At 63.9% G+C, this 26,929-nt stretch carries 25 protein-coding genes and 2 pseudogenes; 13 read left to right on the forward strand and 14 right to left on the reverse strand.

Annotated elements, in window-relative coordinates; translation table 11 throughout:
• Positions 1–23: 23 nt before the first annotated feature.
• Entirely contained in the window at positions 24–791 is a 768-nt protein-coding gene (locus tag F6X40_RS27835) for a transporter substrate-binding domain-containing protein (protein ID WP_187630020.1), read from the reverse strand.
• 114 nt (positions 792–905) lie between these two features.
• Here F6X40_RS27835 and F6X40_RS27840 point away from each other — a divergent pair, with 114 nt between their 5' ends.
• Positions 906–1,826 (forward strand): LysR substrate-binding domain-containing protein, encoded by a 921-nt coding sequence (locus tag F6X40_RS27840; protein WP_187630021.1) that lies wholly within the window; start codon positions 906–908, stop codon positions 1,824–1,826.
• A 43-nt stretch (positions 1,827–1,869) separates the two neighbouring features.
• Here the strand turns inward: F6X40_RS27840 and lysA are convergent, their stop codons facing one another.
• Positions 1,870–3,126: a diaminopimelate decarboxylase gene (lysA, locus tag F6X40_RS27845; protein ID WP_262421565.1), complete on the reverse strand. Its 1,257-nt coding sequence runs from the start codon at positions 3,124–3,126 to the stop codon at positions 1,870–1,872.
• 120 nt (positions 3,127–3,246) lie between these two features.
• Between lysA and F6X40_RS27850 the strand changes: the two genes are divergently transcribed.
• Positions 3,247–4,185, forward strand: a complete 939-nt coding sequence (locus tag F6X40_RS27850; protein WP_187630023.1) for a LysR family transcriptional regulator — start codon at positions 3,247–3,249, stop codon at positions 4,183–4,185.
• 229 nt (positions 4,186–4,414) lie between these two features.
• Positions 4,415–5,269: an oxidoreductase gene (locus F6X40_RS27855; RefSeq protein ID WP_187630024.1), complete on the forward strand. Its 855-nt coding sequence runs from the start codon at positions 4,415–4,417 to the stop codon at positions 5,267–5,269.
• A gap of 33 nt (positions 5,270–5,302) precedes the next feature.
• Here the strand turns inward: F6X40_RS27855 and F6X40_RS27860 are convergent, their stop codons facing one another.
• The 6 genes from F6X40_RS27860 to F6X40_RS27885 form a co-directional block, all read right to left on the reverse strand.
• Complete coding sequence (locus F6X40_RS27860; protein WP_187630025.1) at positions 5,303–5,737, reverse strand: rubredoxin; 435 nt, start codon at positions 5,735–5,737, stop codon at positions 5,303–5,305.
• A gap of 72 nt (positions 5,738–5,809) precedes the next feature.
• Positions 5,810–5,935 carry a hypothetical protein gene (locus F6X40_RS42655; protein ID WP_260327592.1) on the reverse strand — a complete coding sequence of 42 codons (126 nt, stop codon included), beginning with the start codon at positions 5,933–5,935 and terminating at the stop codon, positions 5,810–5,812.
• Between the two features lie 220 nt (positions 5,936–6,155).
• Positions 6,156–7,346 carry an aromatic ring-hydroxylating oxygenase subunit alpha gene (locus F6X40_RS27870; RefSeq protein ID WP_090807989.1) on the reverse strand — a complete coding sequence of 397 codons (1,191 nt, stop codon included), beginning with the start codon at positions 7,344–7,346 and terminating at the stop codon, positions 6,156–6,158.
• Between the two features lie 212 nt (positions 7,347–7,558).
• Entirely contained in the window at positions 7,559–9,010 is a 1,452-nt protein-coding gene (locus F6X40_RS27875) for a glycosyltransferase family 2 protein (protein ID WP_187630026.1), read from the reverse strand.
• Positions 9,011–9,089: 79 nt separating this feature from the next.
• Complete coding sequence (locus tag F6X40_RS27880; RefSeq protein WP_187630027.1) at positions 9,090–9,689, reverse strand: cytochrome b; 600 nt, start codon at positions 9,687–9,689, stop codon at positions 9,090–9,092.
• A gap of 358 nt (positions 9,690–10,047) precedes the next feature.
• A complete protein-coding gene (locus F6X40_RS27885; protein ID WP_184070486.1) occupies positions 10,048–10,962 on the reverse strand; it encodes a LysR substrate-binding domain-containing protein in 915 nt (304 codons plus the stop codon).
• A 100-nt stretch (positions 10,963–11,062) separates the two neighbouring features.
• Between F6X40_RS27885 and metC the strand changes: the two genes are divergently transcribed.
• From metC to F6X40_RS27905, 4 genes are read left to right on the forward strand one after another with little or no spacing between them, the layout of a single operon-like run.
• Positions 11,063–12,226, forward strand: coding sequence for a cystathionine beta-lyase (gene metC, locus F6X40_RS27890; RefSeq protein WP_187630028.1), 1,164 nt, complete (start codon positions 11,063–11,065; stop codon positions 12,224–12,226).
• Between the two features lie 37 nt (positions 12,227–12,263).
• Positions 12,264–13,103 carry an ABC transporter substrate-binding protein gene (locus F6X40_RS27895; protein ID WP_262421566.1) on the forward strand — a complete coding sequence of 280 codons (840 nt, stop codon included), beginning with the start codon at positions 12,264–12,266 and terminating at the stop codon, positions 13,101–13,103.
• Between the two features lie 2 nt (positions 13,104–13,105).
• Positions 13,106–13,756 carry an amino acid ABC transporter permease gene (locus tag F6X40_RS27900; RefSeq protein ID WP_090808002.1) on the forward strand — a complete coding sequence of 217 codons (651 nt, stop codon included), beginning with the start codon at positions 13,106–13,108 and terminating at the stop codon, positions 13,754–13,756.
• Positions 13,753–14,523, forward strand: a complete 771-nt coding sequence (locus F6X40_RS27905) for an amino acid ABC transporter ATP-binding protein (protein ID WP_187630029.1) — start codon at positions 13,753–13,755, stop codon at positions 14,521–14,523. The genes F6X40_RS27900 and F6X40_RS27905 overlap by 4 nt, the downstream gene beginning before the upstream one ends.
• A 131-nt stretch (positions 14,524–14,654) precedes the next feature.
• Here the strand turns inward: F6X40_RS27905 and F6X40_RS27910 are convergent.
• Positions 14,655–15,443 (reverse strand): annotated as a pseudogene (locus tag F6X40_RS27910) (LysR substrate-binding domain-containing protein); the annotation flags it as partial.
• Between F6X40_RS27910 and F6X40_RS27915 the strand changes: the two are divergent.
• From F6X40_RS27915 to F6X40_RS27925, 3 genes are all read left to right on the forward strand, one after another.
• The gene (locus F6X40_RS27915; protein ID WP_187630043.1) at positions 15,426–15,692 is read left to right on the forward strand and encodes a hypothetical protein; all 267 of its coding nucleotides are present in this window, start codon (positions 15,426–15,428) and stop codon (positions 15,690–15,692) included. The pseudogene F6X40_RS27910 and the gene F6X40_RS27915 sit on opposite strands and share 18 nt — an antisense overlap.
• Before the next feature lie 187 nt (positions 15,693–15,879).
• Positions 15,880–17,142, forward strand: a complete 1,263-nt coding sequence (locus F6X40_RS27920; RefSeq protein WP_184073506.1) for a multidrug effflux MFS transporter — start codon at positions 15,880–15,882, stop codon at positions 17,140–17,142.
• A 55-nt stretch (positions 17,143–17,197) separates the two neighbouring features.
• Positions 17,198–18,607, forward strand: a complete 1,410-nt coding sequence (locus F6X40_RS27925; RefSeq protein WP_187630031.1) for a DHA2 family efflux MFS transporter permease subunit — start codon at positions 17,198–17,200, stop codon at positions 18,605–18,607.
• A gap of 23 nt (positions 18,608–18,630) precedes the next feature.
• Here the strand turns inward: F6X40_RS27925 and F6X40_RS27930 are convergent, their stop codons facing one another.
• The gene (locus F6X40_RS27930) at positions 18,631–19,350 is read right to left on the reverse strand and encodes an SDR family oxidoreductase (RefSeq protein WP_187630032.1); all 720 of its coding nucleotides are present in this window, start codon (positions 19,348–19,350) and stop codon (positions 18,631–18,633) included.
• A gap of 82 nt (positions 19,351–19,432) precedes the next feature.
• Between F6X40_RS27930 and F6X40_RS27935 the strand changes: the two genes are divergently transcribed.
• Together F6X40_RS27935 and F6X40_RS27940 are read left to right on the forward strand one after the other, a co-directional pair.
• Positions 19,433–20,383, forward strand: a complete 951-nt coding sequence (locus tag F6X40_RS27935; protein ID WP_187630033.1) for a LysR family transcriptional regulator — start codon at positions 19,433–19,435, stop codon at positions 20,381–20,383.
• Positions 20,384–20,466: 83 nt separating this feature from the next.
• Positions 20,467–20,871, forward strand: coding sequence for a DUF3224 domain-containing protein (locus F6X40_RS27940; RefSeq protein WP_187630034.1), 405 nt, complete (start codon positions 20,467–20,469; stop codon positions 20,869–20,871).
• A gap of 80 nt (positions 20,872–20,951) precedes the next feature.
• Here F6X40_RS27940 and F6X40_RS27945 read toward each other — a convergent pair.
• From F6X40_RS27945 to F6X40_RS27960, 4 genes and pseudogenes are all read right to left on the reverse strand, one after another.
• A pseudogene (locus F6X40_RS27945) lies at positions 20,952–22,223 on the reverse strand (glycoside hydrolase family 3 C-terminal domain-containing protein); the annotation flags it as partial.
• Between the two features lie 26 nt (positions 22,224–22,249).
• Positions 22,250–22,804, reverse strand: a complete 555-nt coding sequence (locus F6X40_RS27950) for a hypothetical protein (RefSeq protein WP_187630035.1) — start codon at positions 22,802–22,804, stop codon at positions 22,250–22,252.
• Between the two features lie 496 nt (positions 22,805–23,300).
• The gene (locus F6X40_RS27955) at positions 23,301–24,626 is read right to left on the reverse strand and encodes an MFS transporter (RefSeq protein WP_187630036.1); all 1,326 of its coding nucleotides are present in this window, start codon (positions 24,624–24,626) and stop codon (positions 23,301–23,303) included.
• Between the two features lie 177 nt (positions 24,627–24,803).
• The gene (locus F6X40_RS27960; protein WP_184073493.1) at positions 24,804–25,898 is read right to left on the reverse strand and encodes a tartrate dehydrogenase; all 1,095 of its coding nucleotides are present in this window, start codon (positions 25,896–25,898) and stop codon (positions 24,804–24,806) included.
• Between the two features lie 125 nt (positions 25,899–26,023).
• Here F6X40_RS27960 and F6X40_RS27965 point away from each other — a divergent pair.
• On the forward strand, positions 26,024–26,929 hold a 906-nt coding region (locus tag F6X40_RS27965), incomplete at its 3' end, for a LysR substrate-binding domain-containing protein (protein ID WP_187630037.1).

Consider the following 26,929-nt stretch of genomic DNA (forward strand, 5'->3'; position numbering starts at 1 on the left):
GAAGATAATGTTGGAAATCTGCATCAATTGCCGTACGGATCGAAGTCGAAGTACTTCTTCGCGATCCGCGCATAGGTGCCGTCTTTGCGCATCGACGCAATCGCCTCGTTGATCGATGCCTGCACCGCGGTTTCGTCCTTGCGCAAGCCTATTCCGACGCCGCGATCTCCCATCGAAAGCGGCTCGCCGACAAACGCGAAGCCCTTGCCCGCGGGCGTGCGCAGGAAGCCGTAATCGGCCTCGACGGTGCCGAGCAACGCGCCGTCGAGCCGGCCGTTCTGCAGATCGGCGAACACCTCGTCCTGGCTCTTGTAGGCGACCACGTTCGCGCCGAGCGGCGTCCAGTTCTTCAGTGCGTAGCTCTCGAACTGGGTGCCCGACTGCACGCCGATCTGCTTGCCGGCAAGTCCGCTCGCCGTAGGCGCGAGCGACGAGCCTTGCCGCGCGATCAGCCGCGACTTGAACTGGAACAGCTTCGACGAAAACAGAATCTGCTGCTCGCGCTTCTCGGTGATCGCCATCGACGACAGCACCGCGTCGATCTTGCGCGCCTGCAGCGCCGGAATCATGCCCGAAAACTCGAGTTCGACCCACTGACAATGCGCGTGGATGCGCCGGCAAATCTCGTTGCCGAGATCGACGTCGAAGCCCTTCAGGCTGCCATCGGGCGCCTTCGAGTCCATCGGCGGATAGGTCGGATCGATGCCGAGGCGCAACGTGTTGGCGTCAGCGGCGAACGCGCCGCTGCTGAAAGCCAGCGCGGCGCAGAGAGTGATCAGTGGAGTTTTCATGGAAGGCGACGATGAGCGGATCAGGACAGCGTGATCGTAAGCCGCTGTGGCGCCTCAAAGAAGTCCCGTTCGGACTATCATGATCACTTTTACCGATCATCAAACCCTGACGCCATGGCATTGACGATTTCCCAGTTGCGCGCGTTCACGGCGGTCGCCGAGCATGGCAGCATCCGCGCGGCCTCGCGCGCGCTCGGCATCGCGCAAAGCGGCATCACGCAGCAGTTGCAGCACCTCGAATCGATGCTCGGCGCGACGCTGTTCACGCGCACCAATCGCGGCATTGCGCTGACCGCGCTGGGCCAGCGGCTGCTGCAGCGGGCCGGCGCGATCCTCGGTGAATGCGAGCGTGCCGAGGAGGACGTGCGGCAACTGCGCGGCGACTACGTGGGCGAGGTCACGTTCGGCATGACGACAGAGCCGCTCGTCGACGCGTTCGCGCCCGTGTTGATGGAATTTCGTGCGCGCTTCGAGCGCGTCGCCGTGCATCTGCGCACGGGCACGTCGCGCATGATGATTTCGTGGATCCGCGAAGGCACGCTGGATTTCGCTGTCGCGCTCGTATCGAAGCAGACCGACACCGCCGATCTGTCGGTCACGCCGCTCTATCCGTCCGACCCGGTGATCGTGTGCCGGCGCGGTCATCCGAAGGCGCGCGCGAAGTCGCTCGCCGAACTCGTCGATTGCACGTGGGTGACGACGCGCTCGCCGAATCTGACCGAGGAGCCGCACGTCAACCGGTTGAGCCATCTGTTCGACAGCTACGGCTTGCCGCCGCCGAAGATCGTCGCGACCGTCGAGGGCTTGTACGAGACGCTGCACCTGGTAGCCGCGACTGATTGCCTGTCGCTCGAATCATCGGTCATCGCGAAGCGCGGACCGTTCGCGGACGTGCTGACGACGATCCCCGTGCGCGAGCGCGCGTTGCAGCAGAACGTCTGTCTGCTGCAACGCGCCGCGATTCCGCTGACCCCAGCCGCGCAGGAGTTCGCGACGATGATGGCGTCGTACACGCGCGCGGTGCGGGCGCATTGAGCGTTGAGTGTTGAGCGTTGAGCGTTGAACTCCAACGCGCCGCTCAAGCCGCCGTTGCTTCGAGCGCTATCAATTCTTCGATGCGCTGCCTGCGCCGGATCAGCCGCGCGTTGCCGCGCTCGATCAGCACCTCGGGCGCGAGCGGCCGGCTGTTGTAGTTCGATGACATCGACGCGCCGTACGCGCCTGTGTCATGGAACACGAGCAGGTCGCCCACTCGAGGCGCGGGCATCGACCGGCTCGTGACGACACCGCCTTGCGCCTGCGTGAACACGTCGCCGGCTTCGCACAGTGGCCCCGCCACGCTGAACGAGCCGGCCGGCGCATCGCTCGGCGTGCCGTTGCGCCGAAGCACGCTGATCTCGTGATAACTGCCGTAGTACGACGGCCGCACCAGGTCGTTGAAGCCCGCATCGAGCAACGCGAATTGCCGCGACGGCCGCCGGTTCAGCGCGTGCACTTCGGCGACGAGTACACCTGCCTGCGCGACCAGAAAGCGCCCCGGTTCGATTTCGAGTCGCACGCGATGCCCGACGCGTGCTTCGATGCGGCGCCGCGCGTCGTCCCACAGCCGGAAATAATGCGCGGTATCGACACTCAGCTCGCCATCGCGATACGGCACCGACAAACCACCACCCGCGGAAATCGCCTCGATATCCTGATCGAGTTGCGACACCGCATCGACCATCGCATCGCACACTTTCGCGAGATGCGCGTAATCGACACCCGAGCCGATATGCATATGCAGCCCGACGAGCTTCAGCCGATAGCGCCGCACCAGTTCGAGCGCGCGTGGCAGGTCATCGCGCCAGATGCCGTGCTTGCTGTGCTCGCCGCCTGTGTTGGTCTTGCTGCTGTGGCCGTGACCGAAGCCGGGATTGATCCGCAGCCACACGCGATGGCCTTCGCTCGCGTGTCTCCCGAGCCGTTCGAGCATGTCGGGCGAGCCGGCGTTGACCGTGATTCGCTCGTCGAGCACGGTGGCCAGCGTCGCGTGGTCGAGCACGTCGGCGGTGAAGACGACGCCTTCGGGCCCTCCGTTCGATGCGGGTTGAGCCGCATAACCCGCGGCAAAACTGCGCGCGAGTTCACCCAAAGAGACCGCATCGACCATCACGCCTTCGTCGCGCATCAGCTTCAGGATGTGCACGTTCGAACAGGCCTTCTGCGCGTAGCGGATCGTGTCGAAACTGCGCAACTGCGCGATGCGCCGGCGGATCGTGTCGGCGTCATAGACCCATAGCGGCGTGCCGTGCTGGCGCGCGAGGTCGGCGAGTTGACGGGAGTCGAATGGCGTCATGGTCGGTTGCATGTCGAAGCTTTGCGAAAGCGATAGCCGACATGATGATCCGTGGCGATCATTCAGTAAAATACCAATCTATTGCTCGCCTATTCACTTTTGATATAGCACGGACCCACCATGGCGCTCACGCACCGGCACATCGAAATCTTCCGCGCGCTGATGACGGCCGGCAGCGTGACCAAGGCAGCCGAGATGCTGTTCACGTCGCAGCCCACCGTGAGCCGCGAACTCGCGCGCATGGAACAGAGCATCGGCTTCGCGTTGTTCGAGCGAGTGCAGGGCCGGCTGCGTCCCACGCAATCCGCGCTGACGCTGTTCGACGAGATCAAGCGCGCGTATGTCGGGCTCGAACGCGTCGCGTCGACGGCGGCCGCGCTGCGCGAATTCAAGGGTGGCCAGCTGTCCGTGATCGCGCTGCCGTTGTTTTCGCATTCGATCCTGCCGGGCGCCGTCAAACGCTTTCACGATGTGCAGCCGGGCGTCAGCGTATCGATCGCGACGCAGGAGTCGCCGTTTCTCGAAGAATGGCTGAGCGCACAGCGCTATGACCTCGGCCTCACCGAGCACGACGCGCCGCCGCCCGGCACGCGGCTTACGCCACTCATCGCCGTCGATGAAGTGTGTGTGCTGCCCGACGCTCACCCGCTGCTCGCGAAACGCGTGATCGCATTGAAAGATTTCGCCGATCAGGCGTTCATCAGCCTGTCCGCGAACGATCCATACCGGCTGCAAATCGACGAAGCGTTCGCGCGAGCCGACATCGCGCGCCGCCTGCTGATCGAAACGCCGACTGCGGTGTCCGTGTGCAGCTTCGTGCGGCAAGGGCTCGGCATTGCGATCGTCAATCCGCTGACCGCGCTCGATTTCGCGGGCCACAATCTGCATATCCGGCCGCTCGCGTCGTCGCTGCCGTTTCGCGTCAGCGTGATCCGTCCCGAGCACCGGCCCGCGCATCCGCTCGCGGACGCGTTCGTCGGCGCGCTGCAAAGCGAAGCCGCCGCGCTGCGGCTACAATTGAAGCGCCACACCAGCCCCAAGCGGTCATCGCATTCATAGCAGTCACGGCAGCGTCCCCGCTTCATCGCCGGGCGAATCCGCGCAGCGCCACGCGCGTTCGCGCGGGGCCACCGCCCGAACCGTCCGCCGCGCGAACCGGGCACGCTTCGAGCTGACCTCACCCGCATACCGATTACCGACGCGCCGCGCGTCTGCGCCGCATCGGGGCGCCGTTTTTAGCGCCGTTTCCCAGTCTTCACGTCATAGACCCTCAACAGGAGTGTTCCAAATGATGAATCGAGACAATCCCGTCTGGCTGATCACAGGCTGTTCCACCGGCTTCGGCCGCGAGCTCGCGAAGCTCGTGCTCGAACGCGGCTGGCGCGCGGTCGTCACCGCGCGCGATGCATCGAAAGTGAAGGACATCGCAGAGGGGCACGGCGAGCGCGCGCTGGTGCTGCCGCTCGACGTGACCAATCGCGCGCAGATAGAAACCGTGGTCGCACAGGCGAAGCGCCATTTCGGCCGCATCGACGCGCTCGTCAACAACGCGGGCTACGGTTATCTGGCCGCGATCGAGGAAGGCGAGGATAGCGAAGTCCGCGCGATGTTCGAGACCAACGTGTTCGGCCTCGTCGACATCACGAAGGCCGTGCTGCCGATCATGCGTGAGCAGCGCAGCGGTTTGATCGTCAACGTGTCGTCGATTGGCGGGATTGCGAGTTTCGCGGCGACCGGCTACTACCATGCGACGAAGTACGCAGTGGAAGGGCTGTCGGAATCGCTCGCGCTGGAAGTGAAACCACTCGGCATCGGCGTGCTGATCGTCGAGCCGGGGCCGTTTCGCACCAACTGGGCGGGTCCGTCGATCAAGCAGTCGGCAACCTTGATCGACGACTATGCGTCGACCGCCGGCGAGCGCCGCAAACAGACCGAAGCGCGCAGCGGCAAGCAGGCCGGCGACCCGGTGCGAGCCGCGCAGGCGATCATCGATGCGGCGTTGTCGGACGCGCCGCCGCTGCGGCTGCTGCTCGGCAAGACCGCGCTCGATCTCGCGTACAGGAAGCTCGACTTTCTGCGCGGCGATTTCGACACCTGGCGAGCGACGAGCGAGGGGGCGGATTATCCGGAAGGGACGGTGTAGAGCGGGTTTATCAGGCGAGCCTCGGCCCGCCGCTTAAAACTCCACCAGCGCAAAATCTTCCTTGCCCACGTCGCACAGCGGGCAGCGCCAGTCGGCCGGCACATCGGCCCAGCGCGTGCCCGGCGCGATGCCCTCTTCCGGCACGCCGGCGGCTTCGTCGTAGACCCAGCCGCAGATCACGCAGACCCATTGCTTGAAGTCGTCGGCTGTGGCGACGTTCGCGGCCGACCGCGCATCGGGCGTACCGGTCGCAGCGGCATCCGCCGCGCACGTGCGCGCCGTCGCATCGAGGCTCACGACGAGCGGCGCGACCGTGCCGCTACCGGTTCCCGCGAGCCGCGCCTTCAGGCTGTCGAGCAGGCGCTGCGCTTCGTCGTGGGTCAGATCGATCCAGTACGGATCGCCGGCGCCGTCGTTGAGCCGCTCGGGGGAAAACTGGATTTCTACGGCTACGCCCTTCTTGTACATGGCAATCAAAAATCTCGAGAAAGCCGGCGACGCGCGCCGGCACAAGGCTGCCCGCGCGACGCGGGCGCTGCTTCAGTGCGCGTGGACCAGCAGATTCAGCGCGATCGAGGCGATCAGGCCAGCGGCGCCGATCAGGCCAAGCAACTGCAGAAGAGTGAGGGATTTACGCGAGTTGGTGGGGGTTTGTTGCGTGGTCACGAGCGAGTCTTGAAGTTCGGAAAAAGCGCAATGGTACACGGGTGCGGACGCGACGAATGTCGATTGGCGCAAACTCGCGCGCAATAAAAGTACCGGGCGATATTATCGCCGCTCGCGCGCCGCGCATTGTCTACCGTGGGAAGATGGATTAATTCCCGGCGAGGGGGAAAGCCGTGGCGGGACGGGGCGCGCGGCGCCGGTGAACAGACCCGCGCCGCGCTCAGGTCTTGGCGAGCGGATCGCCGTGACGCGAATCCCAGAAACGGATCACCGCCGTATCGCCGGTGCCCGCGCCGACCACCTGGTCCGGCGCGCCGCACTCGCGCAGCAGCGCGCGCAAGTCGTTGATGACCGGGAACACCTCGTGATTCCAGTCCGCTCCCTGCGAATCGTGGGCGCGCTGCTCCGCCTCGACGATCTCGCGATCCTCCTTGAAAATGCGTTCGGTGAACCACACCAGCAGCGGCCATGCGAGATTCATCACACCCGGAATGCCGGGCTTGCGGATCGACAGCAGCCCGAACGTTCGGTTGGTGCGCTGCTCGCGGTCGAGCGGCACATAGACGATCCACAGGTCCATCACCAGCGTCTGCTCGTCGTTGCGGATTTGCAGCGTCTGGAACGGGTATTCGGTGCGGATCGTCATGACGTCTTTGTCGCCGGAGCCACCGGTCTTGCGCCTCTCGCCGAACACCATCGCCTCGCCTAGCGGCTGCTGCCCCTCCATGCGCGCAAACGTGTAGTCGACCTCGACCCAGCCCTCACCGCGCCGCCGCCCGAGCGAACGCGCGCGCATGCGCCCCATCTGGCGGCGATGCAGGAACTGATGATTCATGTCCATCAGGTTCTCGTGCATGAACGAATAATGACACTTGACCGGACGGCCGAAACGGCGCGTCTTGTACTTCGGGTCGGACACCGAGCGAAAGCCCGGCAACGGCCGCTCCTGCGCGAGCGCGGCGTCGCCGGGAAACACGAAGATCAGCCCCTCCACTTCCTGACACGGATACGAGCGCACACCGTTCGGTAGACGCTCGCGGCCCAGGTACGGCACGTCGATGCACTTGCCCGAGCAGTCGTAGGTCCAGCCGTGATAGCCGCAGCGAATCGATTCGCCGTCGACCACGCCCTGATGCAGCGGCACCTGCCGATGCGCGCAGCGATCTTCCAGCGCGAACACTTTGCCGCTCCCGGTGCGCGCGAGCACGATCGGATCGCCGGCGAAAGTCACGCCGAGCGTCTTGCCGCGCTTCACTTCATGCGACCACGCAAGTGGGTACCAGTAATCCGGATGAATGGCGACGCGGCGCAGATCGCGCACCGGCGCCTCGTGAGTGGCTTGAGCAGGCGCGGCAGCGAGCGTTGCGCCTGCGGATTCCTGTTCCTGTTCGAGCGGGGGAACTGCATGCATAGGTCAAGCCTCCTTGCACCAGCGGATGGAAGGTTGCCCCGCTGCATGGCAGCGCGGCATCTTCATCAGTCTACTTGATGCAGCCGCCGCATGGCACTTTCGCCGGCATGCGCGATGCGTCGCAGCACACATTGCGCAGCAGCGCGCATCAGGGTGAACGAGCTACCTTTACCACCCCCCCTACAGAAACATTGACCTGCTCGTCGAGCTGCTCAATCCTCGTCGACCGCGACGAGCCCGGAACGCCGTTGCACGCCCCACGCGCGGCCGCCGCGCAGAAAATGCAGCCAGCCGAGCGCGGCGCCCAGATGACGCGCGAGCTGGAACGTGAACGGCTCCGCAACGGCCGCGAGCATCGCCATGCCGAGACTGTTGCCACTGCGCTCGCCGGTCCAGCGCCGGTAGAGATGAATGCTCCACAGGTAAAACGCCAGATCGATCGCCGTTTTCAGGCCGATCACGCTGAAGATCGACACGACGATCGCCCCGTGTCCGCCGAACAGAAAACCGAGTAGCAATGCGAATGCCGTGAGGCCGTAGATCGGCTGCATCGTGTCGACCGCCTTGACCGGCAGCATCAGCATGCCGAGCGTGCCGTAGCGCGGATTGCCGGTCATGTCGCGGTTCCAGTACTGGGTCTGCAGGAAGCCCGCGAACCAGCGGCGGCGCTGGCGCAGAAAGCTCGCGAGGGTGTCGGGCGCATCGGTGCGCGCATGCGCTTCGCCGACCACGCGCACGTCCCAGCCAAGCTCGTGATCCACCGAATAGCGGCGCAGCCGGTGAATCAGTTCGTAATCCTCGACCAGACACTGCGGATCGAAGCCGCCGACCGCGACGAGCGCATCGCGCCGGAACGACGCGAATGCGCCCGAGATCAGCAGCAGGCTGTCCGCGCGCATCCACGCGAAACGCGCGATGAAGTTGCGCATGTACTCGTAGGTCTGGAACCACTGGAACACGCGGCCCGACAGCGACTTGCCGCAGACCGGCACGAGAATGCCCGCTGCCGCGACGAGCGACGGCGCGCTCGCGAACGCGGCGCGCATCGCGTAGGTGGCGTCGTCGTCGAGCAGCGTGTCGGCGTCGACGGTCATCACGGTGTCGGTCGTCATCACGGTGATCGCGGCGTTCAGCGCGCGGGCCTTGCCGCCGTGCGGCACGCGCAGCCAGAACAGGTTCGGATGCAGCGAGCTCGGCGCGCTCAGCACGCCATCGGCGGCGGGCGTGAGGCCGAAGCGTTGCGTGAGCAGCTCGGCGGTGGCGTCGGTGGAGCCGTCGTCGGCGATCACGATCTGCGCGGGGCCGTGCGTTTGCCGCAGCAGCGCGGCGAGCGTGACCGGCAACACGGCCGCCTCGTTACGCGACGCGACGATGACACCCATGCCCGGCAACTCGCGCCGTTCGTGGTCGGCTTCGAGCGGCGCCGCGCGGCGCGTGAGCGGCAACGACTTCCACGTGACGAACGCGAGCAGCAACGTGTCATACACGACATACGCAATACCGGTCGACCACGCGAGCGCGCCACGCAGAAAGAATGCTCGCGCGAACAGCAGTGCCCACAGCACGACGACGCTGGAATGGATCAGCGTGCTCGATAGCGTCGCGCGAGGCGGCAGAATGCGCGGCGACGCGACGGCGAATGCCTGTTCTAGGGTCTTCTTCAAGGTGAGGGTTTCAGGTTCAGCTGGGTTGCGGTTAGTTGGCGAAGCTGTGTTCGCGCGCCATCAAAAACACGCCGCGACTTCACGGCGTCATGCGCTTCAATACCGATTTGCGATCGAGCCACTCATGCTTGAGCGCGCCGCCGATATGCATCGCCAGCAACGCATAGAGCGCATAACCGAGCCACGCATGCAGCGCGCCGAAGCGATCGTGCAACGTCTCTTTCAGTGTCGGGTCGAGATCCATCACATAGCCAAAGCGCGGCCATTGGAACAGGCCGAACCACTGCATCGGATGCGTGGCCGCGTCTTTCCACGCGGAATCGTGCAGCCAGCCGGACAGCGGCAACGCAATCATCAGCAAATACAGCGCGAAGTGCGCGAGGTGCGCGGCAATCTTTTCCCACGACGGAAACTCGCGCGGCAACGGCGGCGGCTTGTGCGACACGCGCCACAGGATGCGCAGCAGCGCGAGCCCGAGCACCGTGATGCCGATCGATTTGTGTGTGTCGATCACCGGACGCACCCAGTCGTCGGGCAGCGAATCAGCGGACAGAGCGAGCACGACATTGACGCACATCAGCAACGCGATCAGCCAGTGCAGCGTCATCGCGGTGTGCGTATAGCGCGGCGGGCGAGAGGCATCGGTCGAATCGGTCAGGGAATTCGCTTGGGTGTTCATGGGGGCTCCGTTCGCGAGGGCGATGAATGCCGCGAAAGCTGTTTGAAAATCGACGCTACCGGTATCAGGCAAAACGCCCAAGTGTGTCGTTTTATTCCGCAAAGCGCTCAACCTGCGTGTTTCAGTTTGTTTCGGGCTTTGGAGGCACGACACGCGCGCAAATCGCACTCGCGTGGCTGCCTTTTAGCTGGTGTTTTGGCCCATGTTCTGGCTGGCGTCCCGCAGATCAGCGCGGGACGCCCGGCAGCATCGAGTTCACCTCGCGCTTGCGCGCGTTCGAGCCGTCGCTCGAACGCGGTGTCGAACGTGACGAGGCCAGGCGCGATGTAGCGATCAAGCGTGTCCGATTTCTATCCGATCAATTCGCCAGCGCCCTTTTGAGCGCCTTCTGGTCACGTTCGAGCTGCATTCTCATGTGCCGCATGAACTGCCTCGCGGTTTCCGTGAGTGGGGTACCAGGGCGAAACACCAGCACTCCTGTGAACATTACCTCGATGTCGATCGGCTTCACGACGAGTCCCCGCTCTGCGAAGTCCAACGTCACGAGCGGATGAGCGATTCCTATACCGACTCCCGCGAGCGCCAGTTCGCAGATCGTGTGCGAATACGGCGTCTCGACGACCGGTTTGAGACGGATTTCGCGTGCCGTGAGTTGCGTTTCCAGGCGTAGCCTGGTGCTGTCTTCGGGATTCAGCGCGATGAAAGGAAATTCAGGCAGGTCCGCAACAGCGATGACAGAACGCGTTGCCAAAGGATGATGCGAGTTCATCACTGCGACAGCCCGCATACGCGCGAACACCGAGTGTTCGAGGCCGGCCATCGACATCTCGTCGGACATCAGGCCGAAATCCACCTGTCCAGCCGAGACCTTCTCATGCACTTCGCGCGAACTCATCACCTGTAGCGAAATTTGCACGTTTCTGGACGGGGCATCGAACGCCGCAATGACACGTGGCAGAAAGCCTGTGCCCAGTGCCGGCAGAGAGGCGATCGCCATCCGGCCCAATCCGTAGGACCGCAAACTACGGATTCGATGCTCGATGACCTCAAATCCGCGAAAGTACTGGTCAACCTCACGCATCAGGGCGACGGCTTCCTGGGTGGGAACGAGCCGGCTGCGTATCCGCTCGAACAGGCTGAAGTCCGCCATGGTTTCCAGACGCCTGATGGCCTGACTGACAGCCGGTTGCGAAATGCCGAGCAGGGCCGCCGCCTTGCTCGTGCTTCCTGCGTTCATGACCGCCCTGAACACTTCAATATCCCTGATCCGCATAACCTAGACTTATTGAGCTAATTATTTCCGATGTTGATGCAACCCCGGGTGAAAGTAAACTTCGATCATCAATCCACCACGAGGCATCGCCGGGAGCAAGATGACAAGCAATCCCCAGAAAGCGCCGCAGCCGTTCCGCAGCCTGTCCCCATCCGTCATGCGGGCATCGACGGTTGTATTCGATTCTCTGGCCGAGTTTTCGCGCCGCAAGGAGCGGCAACCGGACGGTTACAGCTATGGCATCACCGGAACGCCAACGGCTCGTGAACTGGAGCACCGCATCGCCGAGCTCGAAGGTGGCGCGCATTGCGTGGTGACGCCTTCCGGTCAATCCGCGCTGATGACGACCGTGATGGGCTTCGTGCGCGGCGGCGATCACCTGCTGGTGTCCGCTGCCTGCTACGGCGCGCTCAAGACATTCGCGCATAAGTGGCTGGCGCACTTCGACGTCGAGGTCGAACTGTATCCGCCGGCAATCGGGGCTGCGATTCAAAAGTACATCAAGCCCAACACCCGCATGATCTGCATGGAGTCGCCGGGGACGGTGACGATGGAGATGCCCGACATTCCGGCGATCGTCGAAGTCGCGAAACGTCACGGCGTATTGACGATGATGGACAACACCTGGGCAAGCCCGCTCGCTTTCAAACCGCTCGAACATGGTGTGGATTTCAGCGTCGAAGCCGCGACGAAATTTTTTGGTGGTCATTCGGATCTACTGGCGGGCTGCATCAGCATGAACGACGCGGATTACTACGCGACCTTGCGCGAGACGCAGAGCGTTCTCGGCCAGCAGACCAGCCCTGATGACTGCTTCCTCGTCATGCGCGGCCTGCAAACCCTGAAGGTTCGCTTCGCTGCCCAGAGCGCCTCAACGCTGCAGATTGCGAGGGAACTCGAACGTCACCCGGAAGTGAGCAAGGTGCTGTTCCCGGCACTGCCGTCCGATGCCGGTCATGCCATCTGGAAGCGGGATTTTGCGAGCAGCGGGTGTCTCTTCTCCCTGATCCTCCAGCCCGCGGCGGAGGACGCGTTCAACGCATTCTTCGATACGCTCCAGTATTTCCCCATCGGGGCGAGCTGGGGAGGCGTGCATAGCCTCGCTGCCTACTACCCGGCCCCGTTGCAGGCCGAGCGTGCGTTCCCGCTTACCGACCAGCCTATCGTGCGCCTTTCGATCGGGTTGGAGGACCCGGCGATGCTGCTTGCGGATCTGAATGCCGGTCTTGACGCATTCGGACGCGCCCGGGCAACCGCTGCGTAGATTTTTAATTCAATTCACCTGGATGAGTGAGTACGAGATGAAATCAATCAAGGGATGGAGACGCTTTGCCACGGTAGCGAGTTTCGTGACGCTTTCCGCGGCATTCAGTTCACCCGCTACTGTGCAGGCAGCGGATCTTCTCGCGCAGGTGAAGGCGAATGGCACATTGCGCGTGGCCAACACCCAGAGTAGTCCCCCATGGAGCATGCTTGACGAAAACAATCAACCTGTCGGCTATGACGTTGCAATTGCAAAGGAAGTCGGCAAGCGCATTGGCGTGCCGAACGTAGTATTCGTCGCCGATTCGTTCAAGAACTTCGTGGAAGGGTTGAAGACGGGCAAGTACGACCTTGTGATGAACGATCTCACACCTACACCTGAACGGGAACAACAGGTTGATTTCGGCGTTCCATACGGCGTGGAGGATTTCCGCATTTTCGTACCCGCCGGCAACACAGACATCAAGGGCAAGGAAACCCTTAAAGGCAAGCGAGTGGGAGTGGTCACTGGCTCGAGCAATGAAACATGGGCACGAGCACACCTGCATGACTCCGACATCCGTTCGTACGATAACGGGGGACTCGTCTTCAGCGATCTGGGCAATGGACGTATCGACGCAGTCATCATCTCGCACTTCGGCGGCATGAAGTACGCCAACGTCAACCATTTACCGGTCAAGGAAGTGGGCGAACCCTTGATCTACCAGCTATCAGCGCCGGCTTTGCAGAAAGGCCAACCGGCCCTGCTCGCAGCGGTCGATAAGGCGATTGCAGACATGATGGCTGACGGGACGATCGAGGCCATTGCCAGGAAGTGGGTTGGGCAAGATTACGATATGGCCGGCACGATCACCAAAGCGAAGGCGCACAAGGAGTAGTCATGATCGAGCTTTTCATGCGCTCGCTTCCGCTGTTAAAGAGTGCGGTGCTGATGACACTCTTTCTCGGTTTGTTGTCGTTTGTGCTCGGTTCGACGCTAGGGTTGCTGGTCGCCCTGGCTCGTATCTCCAGCATAGGTGCACTACGCGCGTTCGCATTCGCATATGTATCCATCTTCCGTGGCACGCCGCTGCTCGTGCAGATACTGCTGATCTATTTCGGTTTGCCCCGGTACGGTCTGACACTTGACCCGGTTCCCGCCGCGCTCCTCGCGCTCACGCTGTTTTCGGCCGCGTATCTGAGCGAGAACTTCCGTTCCGGCATCAACGCGGTGGACAAGGGCCAGTGGGAAGCTGCGATGTCGCTGGGCATGGGTTACTGGAAAGCCATGTCGCGGGTTATTCTTCCCCAAGGACTACGCATCGCCATTCCGCCTGTCGGCAGCCGCATGATTGCACTCATCAAAGATACATCCCTCGCTTCGACAATTACGGTGGTAGAACTGACCCGCGTCGCCGACCAGGTCGGCGCCTCCACCTTCCGCTACATGGAAATGTTCCTGATGGTCGGCCTGATCTACTGGGGCATCAACCAGATTCTCACGATAGTCCAGACCGTCCTCGAGAATCGCATTTCGAGGCGTTTTGTATGAATACTGATATCAGGACGATTGAGGTCCGTGGACTTTCGAAGGCATTTGGTGACAACCAGGTCTTGCGCGGCGTCGATTTCAGCGTATCGAAAGGCGAGGTTGTCGTTGTAATGGGTCCCTCCGGGTCGGGCAAGACCACGCTGCTGCGCTCGCTGAACTTCCTCGAGGTACCGGATGCCGGCAGCGTGACAGTATGCGGCATTGATGTCGAATGCAACGGTTTGTCAAAACCGTCACGCCAGAATCAGAAGAAGATCCGCGCGATCCGCCAGCGCACCGCGATGGTGTTCCAGTCGTTTAACCTCTTTCCGCACAGGACAGCACTGGAAAACGTGATGGAAGGTCCGGTCAGCGTCAAGGGTGTCCCTCGTGCGCAAGCGTCGGAGCGCGCAATTCACCTGCTGACACAGGTTGGCCTGGCCGCAAAAGCCAACGAATATCCGGCACGGCTGTCCGGCGGTCAGAAGCAGCGCGTAGCGATCGCGCGGGCGCTCGCGATGGATCCGGAGGTCATCTTCTTCGACGAGCCCACGTCTGCTCTCGATCCAGCGCTGCGGGAGGATGTCCTGACCGTCATGCGCGACGTTGCCAAAGCGGGCATGACGATGCTGATCGTCACGCACGAAGTGCGGTTTGCGCGAGATGCAGCGGATCGGGTTGTTTTTATGGACGGCGGCGTGGTTGCCGAAGACACGACACCGCAAGCCTTCTTTGGTGAAGGCAGCAGTCCACGGGTAAGGCAGTTTCTGCATCTGATCGAGACCTGAGTATTGAGTACGCCGCGACACCGCCTCGAATCACGCGTAGGGCTTCCGTTGCAAAAGCGTTGGCGGAAGAGTTCGTGCTTTATCGCAAGGAGCAGGAGAGGCGGAAAGCGTCGGCGACGTAACACAGCCCGCTAGCTCAACCGCAAACTCCGCAATACGTCGAGCACATACTGAGTCGGACGCTCCACGGTACCCGCGCGAAAGGCCAGGTCCAGCTGTCGCCATAACGCAGGGCGCAGCGCACGTGTGACGATGCGCGCGTCGGCCGACGAGCGGCTCGGTTCCTGCGGCAGCAGCGCGGCGCCGTATCCCGTTGCGACGAGACTCTTGATCGCATCCGAGTAGTTGAGCTGGATGCGCGGCGTGGGGTGCTGCCCCGCCGCGCTGAACCATTCCGTCGTCAAACGCGAAAGCCGCGTGGTCGCTTCGTTCAGAATCAGCGGCTTCGCGGCGATCCATTGCGGCGTGATGCGAGCTGGACACCTCCACCCGGCCGGCATGAACGCGACCACCGGATCGCGGCGCCATGTTTCGATCGATAGCCCTCGTAGCGGCGCTTGCGGCAGCGCCACGATGCCCACGTCGAGCGAGTCCTGGGCGAGTTGCGTCAGCGTTTCCTGCGAAGTCAGCACGGCAATTTGCACATCGATGCCGGGATGCCCGACGGCCAGTCGTTCCAACGCCTGCGGCAGCAGATTCGCGATGGCCGCGGTGGAAGCGCCGAGCCGAACCCGTCCGCCGAGCCCTTCCACCTGTCGCCGCACCTCCTCCAGTGCCTGCTCGGCATTGGCCAGCATCTGACGCGCATAGGCCACCAGCGTCTCGCCGATCGCCGAGGCCCGCACCTGACCGCGTTTGCGCGACAACAGCGGCGCGCCGACGCGGCTCTCGAGATCCGCGATATGCATTGCGAGCCGCGGGAGGCTTCGCATCGGCTAGACGCAATATCGGACGACGCCAGGTCGTTACTGCTCGGGCTCGTCTTTACAGGCGTCGTGCTGGCTCTCGCCGTGACGGCGATGATCTGGACGGCGTCTCGCCCCCCGCTCAAAGGCAAGGACTGCTCCGGCCGCATCGCAAACGACGAGCATGCGAGTTTCGTCGCGTTCTTCCAGGACCCGGCAGACCAGGGCGCGTTGCTGCGGTCGATCGAGGACTGCGCGAACTGAGCCTCGTTGCGGCGGGATAGCGCGCTCGTCGGCCGCGCCATCCCACACCCCCGCCAGGGACTATCCCATTTCCTGCCATACCACGGGCACAATACCCGGCGATAATGCCGGGGGCATTCGCGCCTTTTCCGTTCGATATCCGAACGCACCGATGCCCGCGCCGCCAGTGTTCCCTTTCGATGCACCCATGAGCCACGCCACCGCCGACCACCCCGCTTCCGCCGACTCCGCCCCGAACTCGCCGCGCTTCCTGCTATTCCTGATCTGCCTGTTCGCGTCCGCCGGACAGCTCGCCATCGATATCTACGTGCCCGCGCTGCCCGCGATGGCGCGCTACTTCGGCACCTCGCCGCAAGCGATCCAGACCAGCGTCACCGGCTACATGGCCGCCTACGCGTTCGGTCAGCTGATCTTCGGTCCGATCGCCGACGCGTATGGCCGCAAGCGCGTGCTCGCGTTCGGTCTGACGGTCTACACGGTCGGCTGCCTGCTGTCGCTCGCGGCGCCCAATCTCGAGACGTTCATCCTCGCCCGCGCACTGCAGGGCTTCGGCATCGCGAGCACGAACCTGCTGGCGAAGGCGATCATCACCGATTCGTTCGCGGGTCAGGCCTTGCTGCATGCGTTCACGTACATGTCGATCGCGTGGGGGCTCGCGCCGATCGTCGCGCCGGTGATCGGCGCGCATCTGCAGACCGCGTTCGGCTGGCGCGCGTGCCTCGTGTTTCTGCTGATCTATTCGCTGGTGATGTGGGCGCTGCTGTGGCGTTATCGCGAGACCTTGCCGAAGCCCGTCCATCTCGAACCGCGCACGCTGACCGCGAACGCGCGCAAAGTGCTCGCGAGCCCCGTGTTCCAGAGCTGCTTCCTCGCGCAGGGCCTGTGCTACAGCATCCTGCTGGTGTTCAACATCGTCGGGCCGTTCATGGTGCAGACCACGCTGCACAAGCCGCCGACCTTCTTCGGCTACCTCGCGCTCGGCATCGGCATGATGTACTTTCTTGGCGGTCTGTCGAATCGCCTGCACGGTCCGGGTCTGCCGAGCGCCGAGCAGCGGCTGCGCATCGGCGCACGGCTGATGGCGGCCGCGTCGCTTGCGATGCTGCTGCTCGCGCTGACGGTCGGTCTGCGCGTGTGGACGCTCGCGACGCCTGTGCTCGTGATGGGCTTCTGCGCCGGCGCAATGTATCCGACGCTGATGGCGAAGGGCAACTCGCTGTTCCCGCACATCGCGGGTCTGACGAGCGCGATTCTCGGCTGCGCGCTGCTGCTGGTTTCATCGGCGATGATGGGGTTGGCCGGCTTCGTGTCGGTACAGGTGCTCACACCGCTCGCGCTGTTCTTCGTGGTCCTCGCGTTCGTCGTCGTCGTGATGGTGACGAAGCTGCTGCGCCATCTCGAGCAGGTACAGCCTGCGGCCGCGGCGAGCGCGAGCGGCAAGGCAGCGTGAGCCGGCACATGAGCTCGACCGAACGCCAGACCTTCATCTGTACACGCGCGGACCGATGAACGGCATGCGCGAGCACGCCTCCGCATCCGCTTCCACGCGGATCGATCCGACCGTGTGGAAAGTCGCGGCGGTCGTGTCGATCGGCTCGTTCATGTCGCAGATGGACTCGACGCTGGTCAACGTGTCGCTGTCGGCGATCGGCCATACGCTCGATGCGTCGATCGCTACCGCGCAGTGGATCGTCAGCGGCTACCTGCTCGCGATGGCGTTGATGTTGCCGCTCAACGGCTGGCTGGTCGACCGCATCGGCGCGAAGCGGCTGTACCTGTTCTGCTTTTCGACGTTCACGATAGCGTCGATGCTGTGCGGCGCGGCGCAGACGATCGGCGAGCTGATCGGCGCGCGCATCTTCCAGGGCCTCGTTGCCGGTGTGCTCGCGCCGATGGCACAAATGATGATCGGACGCGTGGCCGGCAAGAACCTCGAGCGGGTGATGGGCTACACCGCGCTACCCATTCTGCTCGGTCCGATTCTCGGCCCGGTGCTGGCCGGCCTCGTGCTCGCGCACGCGAGCTGGCCCTGGCTGTTCTTCATCAATGTTCCGGTGGGCGCTTTCGGCGTCGCGACGGCGGTGTTGCTGCTGCCGCGCGATGCCGCCGAGTCGCAGAAGCGACCGTTCGATTTCACCGGCTTTGCGTTGATCTCCCCTGGGCTCGTCGCGCTTGTCTATGGACTTCAGGACGCGTCGCGAGCGGTGGGCTTGGCGTGTCTGCTCGCGGGCGTCGCGTTTCTCGCCGGCTTCGTGCTGTACGCGGCGCGCAAAGGCCATACCGCGCTGATCGACGTGCGCATGTTTGCGACACGTACGTTCTCGGTCGCCGCACTCGCCCAGTTCTTCGCGAACGGGATCATGTATGGACGGCAGCTCGCCGTGCCGCTTTTTCTGATCGCGGGCTGCGGTTTGTCGGCCGCGCACGCGGGCGGCCTGCTCGCGGCAACCGGCGTCGGCATGATGTGCTCGTTTCCGCTGCTCGGATGGTTGACCGAGCGGCTCGGCTGCCGCGCGCTCGCGGCGGGCGGCGCACTGCTGGCGTTTCTGAGCACGCTCGTGTTTCTGTGGCTGAGCGTTGATTCGTTCTCCGCCGGATGGGCCGCGGTCGGTCTGTTCTTTGCGGGCGTCGGTCAGGGGACGATCAGCGTGCCGTCGATCTCGGCCGCGTATTCGTCGATCGGGAGAGAAAGGCTCGCGGTTGCGAATACTGCGTTGAACATCGCGCAGAGAGTGGGCGGTCCGTTCGCGACGACGCTGCTTTCGATGGTGATGGCGTCGACGTTGCACGGTGTTTCGGGTGCACAGCCCGGCCGCTTTCTGCCGACGTTCGTGCTGCTGGCCGGGCTGCATTTGTTGTGCTTCGCGGCGGCGATGTTTCTGCCGGTTCGCGTTCAGCGGGCGAAGAACGCCTGACCACGCGTTCCCGCGCCCGTGCTTCACAGTAGCCGCAAGCCGCCATCACACTCGATCACCGCCCCCGTCATAAACGTGTTCTCCAGCAGAAACTGCAGCGCGTGCGCGACATCGTCGGCCTGCCCGACGCGCCGCACCGGTAACGTTTCGCTCTGCTGCCGAAACAGCTCACTCTTCACGCTCGCGGGAAATCTGTCCCACCACGGCGTATCGATCACACCCGGCGACACCGCGTTCACGCGCAGCGGCGCAAGCTCGCGCGCCAGCGTGCCGATCATGCTTTCGAGCGCGCCGTTGATCGCACCCAGACCCGCCGTGCCCGGATTCGCGATGCGCGCCGAAATCGCGGTCAGAAACGTCAGGCTGCCGTCGCGACGCAGCGTGGGTAGCGCGGTCTGCGCGGCTTCGAGCTGCGGCCAGAACTTGGCCTCGAAGCCACGCCGCAGCGCGGCCAGATCCAGTTCGGCAAACGGCCCCGCGCCTTCGCCGCCCGATAGCGTCATCACCAGGTGATCGACCCGGCCGAGGCCGCCGAAAAAGTGTCCGAGCGCCGCGCGATCGGCGCAATCGAGCGCCTCGCTCGTCACCTGTCCGCCGATGCCAATCAGCGCATCGTCCAGTTTGGCGCGGTCGCGCCCCACCGCGACGACGCTCGCGCCAGTCGTCACGAGCCGCTTCACCAGCGCGAGCCCAATGCCCGACGAGCCACCTAGCACCACGACCTTCTGATTTTGCCAGTCCATGTCATTGCTCCTGAGTGTGAACGGAAGACCCCGTGGCAGTAGAATGCGCGGTGCGAGCCCATCACTCAAATCGTTTAATGTCATGGCGAACATCATTGAAAATGATTTTCGGCGCTTCGACCTGAACCTGCTGCTGACCTTCCGCGCGCTGCTGGAAGAGCGCAGCGTCACGCGGGCCGCGCAGCGGCTGTTTCTTGGGCAACCGGCCGTCAGCGGCGCGCTGAAGCGCTTGCGCGAGACCTTCGGCGACGAGTTGTTCGTGCGCACGCCGCAAGGCATGACGCCGACGCCGCGCGCGCTCGAACTCGCGCGGCAGATCGAGCCGTTCCTGCAATCGCTGCATCAGGCGCTCACGCAGCCGTCCGTCTTCGATCCGGCCCGCGCGCAGCGCGTGTTCCGCATCGGCCTCAGCGATTCGCTCGAACTGCTGCTGATGCCCGAGATCATTGCGCGCCTCGCCGACACCGCACCCGGCGTGAAGCTGATCGCGCGCTCCACAGATTCGACGCGCGCCGTTGCGATGCTCGACGATGGCGCGATCGAACTCGCGGTCGGTGTATTCCGCGAATGCGTGCCGTGGCAGCGACTCACGCCGCTCTTTTCATGGCGCTTCGTGAGCGTCTACAACCCCCGGCTCGTCAGGACGCGCCGCAAGCATCTGTCGATGGACGAGTTTCTGCGCCATCGCCACGTGCTGACTTCGTTCAGCGCCGAGCTGCGCGGCTTCATCGATGAACGACTCGAGATGCAGGGACTGAAGCGCGACGTCGTGTTTTCGAGCTCGAACTTCGCGACCAGTCCGTTCATCGTGCAACGCACGGCGGCGATCGCGACGGTGCCGGAGTTCATCGGCCGCATCTGGCGCGATACGCTCGGTCTCGCGCTGAGTCCGCTGCCATTCGAGGTGCCGGGCTACGAGGTTTCGCTGATGTGGGCCGTGGCGCACGACCAGGACCCGGCGCTCGCGTGGTTGAAGCGCGAGTTCGCGGACGCGTTCGGCACGAGCGACGGCACTGCGCGTGCAGCGCCCTGACAGCGACGTGTGCTACGGTTCGGAAGGGTCACGTTTCGTTTCGCCGCTTCGCCGTCGCCCGTTCAAGCCCGGAGGAAATCCCGATGACTCACCACGTCGCAAAAGGCACCTTCATCGTCTCCCTTCAACCGATGCCGTTCGAAAACGCGGAGGCCGAATCGAAGCTCGGCCGCATGTCGATCGACAAGCAGATCTCCGGCGATCTCGCCGCGACCACCCAAGGGCAAATGCTGAGCGCGATGACGAACGTCAAAGGCTCGGCCGGCTATGTCGCGCTCGAACAGGTCACTGGCACGCTGGCGGGCAAGCAGGGCACGCTCGTGCTGCAGCATATCGGCGTGATGAATCGCGGCGCAGCGGCGCTGGCGGTGACGGTCGTGCCGGATTCAGGCACGGGCGAGCTGAGCGGCATTGAAGGCGAGTTCAGGATCGACATCGTCGACGGCGCGCATTCGTACGAGTTCGCTTATCGTCTGCCCGGCCACTGACATGCCGAACGCGTGCCGGCGGGATACGGCGCTCGACCCCGTACCCCGCTACCAGGCTTTCCAGTTCAAAACCTCAGGGCTCAATGCCCCGCGATCGTCACCGACGCCGTCAACGCATTCGGATCGCGCGAAGAAGCCCCCGCGATCATCTGATAGACGCCGCCGTTGAGCTTCCACACGTGGTTGGTCGCGTCCCACGTCGACAGCAGCTTCGGCGCAATCGATACGCTGACCTGCTGCGACTCCCCCGCCTGCAGGGCGACCTTTTGCCAGCCGACCAGACGCTTCGGCGGTTCGCCCAGACCGCTCGGCAACGCGGCATAAACTTCGGCGATTTCCGCGCCCGCGCGCGAGCCCGTATTCTTGATGGTGAAGGTCACCTTCACGTTGCCGCTCGCATCCACTTGCGCGTTGAGGCCCGAGTAGCTGTAGCTCGTGTAGGACAGCCCGTAACCGAACGGGAACAGCGGCGCGATCTGCTTGCCGTCATACCAGCGATAACCCATGAAGAGCCCTTCGCTGTAGGTAACGGTGGTATCGGTGGCCGAGATCGTCGGTTGCGGAAGATCCGCGTCCTGCATCGGGAACGTGATCGGCAATTTGCCGGACGGGTTCACGGCGCCGAACAGCAGATCGGCAATCGCCTGGCCGCCCTGAACGCCCGGATACCATGCTTCGAGCACGCCGTGCACGTTGCCGAGCCACGGCATCAGGACCGGGCTGCCGTTCTCGAGTACGACGATCACACGCTTGGCTTGCGCCGCGACCGCGGTGATCAGCGCGTTCTGCTCGTAGCTCTGGTTATTGCTGTCGGTCGTGTTGCTCGGCAGGCTCAGGCTCGGTAGATCCGACCCCTCGGATTCCCATTGCGTAGCGAACACGATCGCCACGTCCGCCTTCGCGGCAGCGGTCGCGTTCGTGCCGTCGACGAACGTCACGCTCGCGTTCGGCGCCTTCGCCTGGATCGCGGCCAGCGGCGCCGACTTGTACCACGTCGCACACGTGCTCAAGAGCGGCGACGACGACACGCAACCGGACACCGCGTTGCCCGCGGCCGCCGGCACCGCGCCCGAGCCGCCGCCCGACAGCACGCCCGCATCCGCGTGAGCGCCGATCACCACGATCGACGACAGCCCCGCCGCGTTCAGCGGCAGCACCGGTTGCGAATCGCCGCTCGCCACCGCGTTCTTCAGCAAGACCGACGATTGCTGCGCGACCTGCAACGCGAGCGCATTGCCCGCGGTTTGATCGACGCTTCCTCCGGTGGTTGGCGGCGAATCGAAGACGCCGTAGCGGATCATCGTTCGAAGCTTGCGCTGGAGCCTCCTTCTGCACGTGTCTGCCGACACCGAGTGAGACGTCACGCTCCTCCCGCAGACTAATGACGGAAGCCGAAGGCCTCTACCTTGCGCCCCTCAAGGCTGACCTGCACTGCTTCGCTACAAGAAGTCGTAGTACAGTTCACGGCGTCGACGGTCGGGCCGACTGACGGCACCGTCTCGCTGATGATGATGGCCTTGATCAATCTGGCATCATCGGTCACAACTATTTCAAGGCCTAGCACCACCCCGCTGTCGTATTTGATAGTCATCGTTCCGGTGCAATCGGGGTTCACGGTGTAGGCGCCACTCTGGGCCCCGGTGAAACTGGTCACTCCGTTCTTCGGCGCACCATTGATCGTGCCGACGTCAATTCGCGTGAAATGTTTGGAACCGTCGAACGTCACCAGGGAGACATCGTTAAGCGCCAATTGGGTCACAAATTGATGCACCCCCGCTGAGTCGATCAGTCCGATGACCTGCCCCACGGCACTGAAACCGTATGCGCCGTTCAGCAGAGAGGCTGAACATGCGCTGCCGGCGTGAGCCGCACCATTGAGTGAAAGAAGGGCAATAGCCGTTGCCGACAACATGCTTAAACGCTTGCTATTCATGTTCGTCTCCTTGTAATCAAATGAGGTGCGCAGGTACGCACCGTCTTTCGACATCCCAAGTTAAGAGAAAACATCATTTACAGCGATCTGACAGATACAGCCATGCGTAAGCCATGCGTAGCCATTCCTGCTCATGCAACGAGCGGAGGACGGACGATAGGCCGGTTAGGACCAATCGTCCTTCGAAAAGGTGGCGGGCTGGCGTCGGTGTTCGATCAGCGCGCGGAGGTGGCACGCCGGAGACCGACATTCGCATTGAGAGTTGCTGCACCGGGCTGGATTTGCAGCGAGGTGTCGGCGGACACGCGCAAAGCGTTCGCGCGGAAATCCGCACAGAGGTGACTTTGTGAGTCAGCAGCGCGAATGGTGCGCCGCACGGTTCAGTATAGGCCGGGAGACCGGTAATGTCGGACAAAGGCGCGGCGGATTATCGCTAGCGTGTATTAGACCTCGAGCGTCGGCCCCGTTACCTGCTGGACCTGACGCGCAAGCTCTGCTATCTGCGCGCGTTCGAATGCCCGTGCCGTTCGCCCACCGCGGCAGGTGCAGACTTCGTCTGCCGGCTCAACATCAGCGTCACGACCGCCGACACCGCCAACGTCGCCCCGACCACATAAAGCCCCGCCGCATAGCCGCCCGTCACGTGCTTGAGCCAGCCGATCGCAAACGGCCCGACGAAGCCGCCGAGATTGCCGATCGAGTTGATCATGGCAATGCCCGCCGCCGCTCCGGCGCCCGACAGGAACATGCTCGGCATCGCCCACAGCGGCGCCTTCGCGGCGCTGATTCCGACGTTCACGACGACGAGCGCAAGCACGATCATCAACGCGGTGGTCGCATTACCGGCGAACACGAAGCCGAGGCACGCAAGCGCGCACGGAATCACGACGTGCCACGTACGTTCGTCGGTGCGATCCGAGTGCTTCGCCCATAGCACCATCGCGATCACCGCGAGCACGCTCGGCACGCCGGCGAGCAGCCCGGTTTCGAACGTGCCGAAACCGTATTGGCGGATGATCAGCGGCGCCCACAAGCCGAGCGTATAAAGTCCCGCCGAGGTGCCGAAGTAGATCAGCGCGAGCGCGAGCACGCGCGGATCGCGCAACGCGCTGAGCGCGCCGGCCGTGTGGCCCGCATGCGCGTGCCGCGCGTCGGCTTCGAGCTTCAGCCTCGCGATCAGCCAGTCGCGCTCTTCGGGCTGCAGCCACTCGGCTTGCGCGGGCTTGTCGGTCAGATACCTGAGCACGCAGAAGCCGAGGATGATCGCGGGCAATGCTTCGAGTATGTAGAGCATTTGCCAGTCGACGAGTCCGGCAATCGGCGGCAGTTTCATGATCGCGCCGGAAATCGGCGAGCCGATCGCAGTCGAGATCGGCGCGGCGGCCATGAACCATGCCGCCGCGACCGCACGCTGCCGCGCCGGAAACCACAGGCTCAGATACAGGATGATGCCGGGAAAGAAGCCCGCTTCCGCGACGCCGAGAATGAAGCGCAGCGCGTAGAAACTGTTCGGCCCGACGACGAACGCCGACGCGAGCGACACGAGCCCCCACGACACCATCACGCGAGCAATCCAGCGCCGCGCGCCGACCTTGTGCAGAATCAGGTTCGACGGCACTTCGAACAGAAAATAGCCGATAAAGAAGAGCCCGCCGCCGAGGCCGAACGCGGTCGGCGAAAGACCGATCGCCTTGTTCATCGACAACGCGGCGAAGCCCACATTCACGCGATCGAGAAAGCTCACGAAGTACAACAGCATGACGAACGGGATGATCCGCCGCATCAGCTTGCGGGACACCCGGCTTTCGAGTTCCGAAGTCATTGTCTCCTCCTGCGGCGCGCGGCTATTGACCGCGCGCGAGCCTCGCGCCGGCCGACGTTGGGCCGAGCTAGTCGAGTCAAGGTTGTGTGCCGGCCACGTCGTGGCCGGGGCGTAGACCGCGCGCCTGATTTGCGCGCGGTTCCGCTCAGTCCGGTTCAGTTCGCGCGAAGCCGGCGCTCAAGCCGCGTTCGCCGCGGGCGTCGCCGCCTGCTCGATGAACGCGCACGCGGCCGCCGTCACCTGCGCGGTCGTGGCCGTGCCGCCGAGGTCGCGCGTGTGCAGCGTTTTGTTCGCGGTCACCGCTTCGACGGCCTGCATCACGCGCCTGGCCGCGTCGAATTCGCCGAGGTGTTCGAGCAGCATCACGATCGACCAGAACGTGCCGACCGGATTCGCGAGCCCCTTGCCCATGATGTCGAACGCGGAGCCGTGGATCGGCTCGAACATCGACGGATAGCGGCGCTCCGGATCGATGTTGCCGGTCGGCGCGATGCCGAGGCTGCCGGCGAGCGCGGCCGCGAGGTCGCTGAGAATATCGGCGTGCAGATTGGTGGCGACGATCGTGTCGAGCGTCGCGGGACGATTGACCATGCGCGCGGTCGCCGCGTCGACGAGTTCCTTGTCCCACGTGACGTCCGGAAACTCCTTCGAGATTTCGAGCGCGATCTCGTCCCACATCACCATCGCATGACGCTGCGCGTTGCTCTTCGTGATCACGGTCAACAGCTTGCGCGGGCGCGACTGCGCGAGGCGGAACGCGAAGCGCATGATGCGCTCGACGCCGGCGCGCGTCATGATCGACACGTCGGTCGCGGCTTCGATCGGATGGCCCTGATGCACGCGGCCGCCGACGCCCGAATATTCACCCTCCGAATTTTCGCGGACGATCACCCAGTTCAGATCCTCGGGCTTGCAGTACTTCAGCGGTGCGTCGATGCCGGGCAGGATGCGCGTCGGGCGCACGTTCGCGTATTGGTCGAAGCCCTGGCAGATTTTCAGTCGCAGGCCCCACAGCGTGATGTGATCGGGAATGTCCTTGTCGCCCGCCGAGCCGAACAGGATCGCATCTTTGTTGCGGATCGCGTCGAGCCCGTTGGCCGGCATCATCACGCCGTGTTGACGATAGTAGTCGCCGCCCCAGTCGAAGTTCTCGAACTCGAACGTGAAGGCGCGCGTGGTCTTCGCGAGCGCCTCGAGCACCTGCGCGCCGGCCGGCACGACCTCCTTGCCGATGCCGTCGCCGGGGATGGTTGCGATGCGATAGGTCTTCATGTCTCCGTCCTTGTGCTTGGGGAATGGCGTGAGTGGACTCTAGCTCGATCCCACGGGTAAAAACCGGTGCTAAACTCAAAGCATCTTTAACTTGCATTCACAAATGCGAAGGCGCGGAAAAGACGATGCGCGACACCGTCCAGCCAGCCGATCTGGGCTTTTTCTCGACGCTCGCCGCGAGCGGCAGCCTCAGCGCGGCCGCGCGCGAACTGGGGCTGACCGCGGCGGCCGTCAGCAAGCGCCTGACCCAGATGGAGCAGCGCGCGGGCGTCGCACTCGTGAACCGCACGACGCGCCGCATGATGCTGACGCCCGAAGGCGAGCTATACCTCGAGCGCGCGCGGCGGATTCTCGACGAGATCGACGAACTGGCCGAACTGCTCGGCTCGGCGAAGAAGACACCGAAGGGCTTGCTGCGCGTGAACGCGACGCTCGGCTTCGGGCGCAGCCATGTCGGGCCGGCGATCTCGCGCTTCGTCGCGCGGTATCCGCAGGTGTCGGTTCAACTGCAGTTGTCGGTCACGCCCCCGCCGCTTACCGACGACAGCTTCGACGTCTGCATCCGCTTCGGCGAGCCGCCCGATACCCGCGTGGTCGCGCGCCGGCTTGCGCCGAACCGGCGTCTGCTGTGCGCGGCGCCGTCGTATCTCGCGGCGCACGGCATGCCGCTCACGGCGCACGATCTCACGCGCCACAACTGCATCGGCATTCGTCAGGGCGACGAAGCGTACGGCGTGTGGCGGCTGACCTCGGGACGCGGCGCCGCGCGCAAGACCGAGGCGGTGCGGATCAAGGGCACGCTGACCACCAACGACGGCGAGATCGCCGTCAAATGGGCGCTCGAAGGACACGGCATCCTGATGCGCGCGGAATGGGACATCCGGCAGTATCTGACGGAAGGATCGCTCGTCCAGTTGCTGCCCGATCACGACACACCGAATGCGGATATCTTCGCGGTGTATTCGCCGCGGCATCAGATGTCGAATCGTATTCGCGCGTTCGTGGAGTTTATTGCGCGGGAGTTGGGGGGG

Origin of the sequence: Paraburkholderia sp. UCT31, assembly GCF_014397655.1 — a bacterium.
GTDB classification, from domain to species: Bacteria; Pseudomonadota; Gammaproteobacteria; order Burkholderiales; family Burkholderiaceae; genus Paraburkholderia; species Paraburkholderia tuberum.

Coding starts and splice junctions, on each gene's coding strand:
- F6X40_RS27925 (WP_187630031.1), top strand. CDS start 17,198: ATGAACGGCATGCGCGAGCACGCCTCCGCATCCGCTTCCACGCGGATC.
- F6X40_RS27880 (WP_187630027.1), bottom strand. CDS start 9,689: ATGAACACCCAAGCGAATTCCCTGACCGATTCGACCGATGCCTCTCGC.
- F6X40_RS27955 (WP_187630036.1), bottom strand. CDS start 24,626: ATGACTTCGGAACTCGAAAGCCGGGTGTCCCGCAAGCTGATGCGGCGG.
- F6X40_RS27930 (WP_187630032.1), bottom strand. CDS start 19,350: ATGGACTGGCAAAATCAGAAGGTCGTGGTGCTAGGTGGCTCGTCGGGC.
- F6X40_RS27870 (WP_090807989.1), bottom strand. CDS start 7,346: ATGCATGCAGTTCCCCCGCTCGAACAGGAACAGGAATCCGCAGGCGCA.
- F6X40_RS27860 (WP_187630025.1), bottom strand. CDS start 5,737: ATGTACAAGAAGGGCGTAGCCGTAGAAATCCAGTTTTCCCCCGAGCGG.
- F6X40_RS27920 (WP_184073506.1), top strand. CDS start 15,880: ATGAGCCACGCCACCGCCGACCACCCCGCTTCCGCCGACTCCGCCCCG.
- F6X40_RS27960 (WP_184073493.1), bottom strand. CDS start 25,898: ATGAAGACCTATCGCATCGCAACCATCCCCGGCGACGGCATCGGCAAG.
- F6X40_RS27895 (WP_262421566.1), top strand. CDS start 12,264: ATGAAATCAATCAAGGGATGGAGACGCTTTGCCACGGTAGCGAGTTTC.
- lysA (WP_262421565.1), bottom strand. CDS start 3,126: ATGACGCCATTCGACTCCCGTCAACTCGCCGACCTCGCGCGCCAGCAC.
- F6X40_RS27850 (WP_187630023.1), top strand. CDS start 3,247: ATGGCGCTCACGCACCGGCACATCGAAATCTTCCGCGCGCTGATGACG.
- F6X40_RS27885 (WP_184070486.1), bottom strand. CDS start 10,962: ATGCGGATCAGGGATATTGAAGTGTTCAGGGCGGTCATGAACGCAGGA.
- F6X40_RS27855 (WP_187630024.1), top strand. CDS start 4,415: ATGATGAATCGAGACAATCCCGTCTGGCTGATCACAGGCTGTTCCACC.
- F6X40_RS27905 (WP_187630029.1), top strand. CDS start 13,753: ATGAATACTGATATCAGGACGATTGAGGTCCGTGGACTTTCGAAGGCA.
- F6X40_RS27840 (WP_187630021.1), top strand. CDS start 906: ATGGCATTGACGATTTCCCAGTTGCGCGCGTTCACGGCGGTCGCCGAG.
- metC (WP_187630028.1), top strand. CDS start 11,063: ATGACAAGCAATCCCCAGAAAGCGCCGCAGCCGTTCCGCAGCCTGTCC.
- F6X40_RS27835 (WP_187630020.1), bottom strand. CDS start 791: ATGAAAACTCCACTGATCACTCTCTGCGCCGCGCTGGCTTTCAGCAGC.
- F6X40_RS27940 (WP_187630034.1), top strand. CDS start 20,467: ATGACTCACCACGTCGCAAAAGGCACCTTCATCGTCTCCCTTCAACCG.
- F6X40_RS27935 (WP_187630033.1), top strand. CDS start 19,433: ATGGCGAACATCATTGAAAATGATTTTCGGCGCTTCGACCTGAACCTG.
- F6X40_RS27900 (WP_090808002.1), top strand. CDS start 13,106: ATGATCGAGCTTTTCATGCGCTCGCTTCCGCTGTTAAAGAGTGCGGTG.
- F6X40_RS27915 (WP_187630043.1), top strand. CDS start 15,426: ATGCATTGCGAGCCGCGGGAGGCTTCGCATCGGCTAGACGCAATATCG.
- F6X40_RS27950 (WP_187630035.1), bottom strand. CDS start 22,804: ATGAATAGCAAGCGTTTAAGCATGTTGTCGGCAACGGCTATTGCCCTT.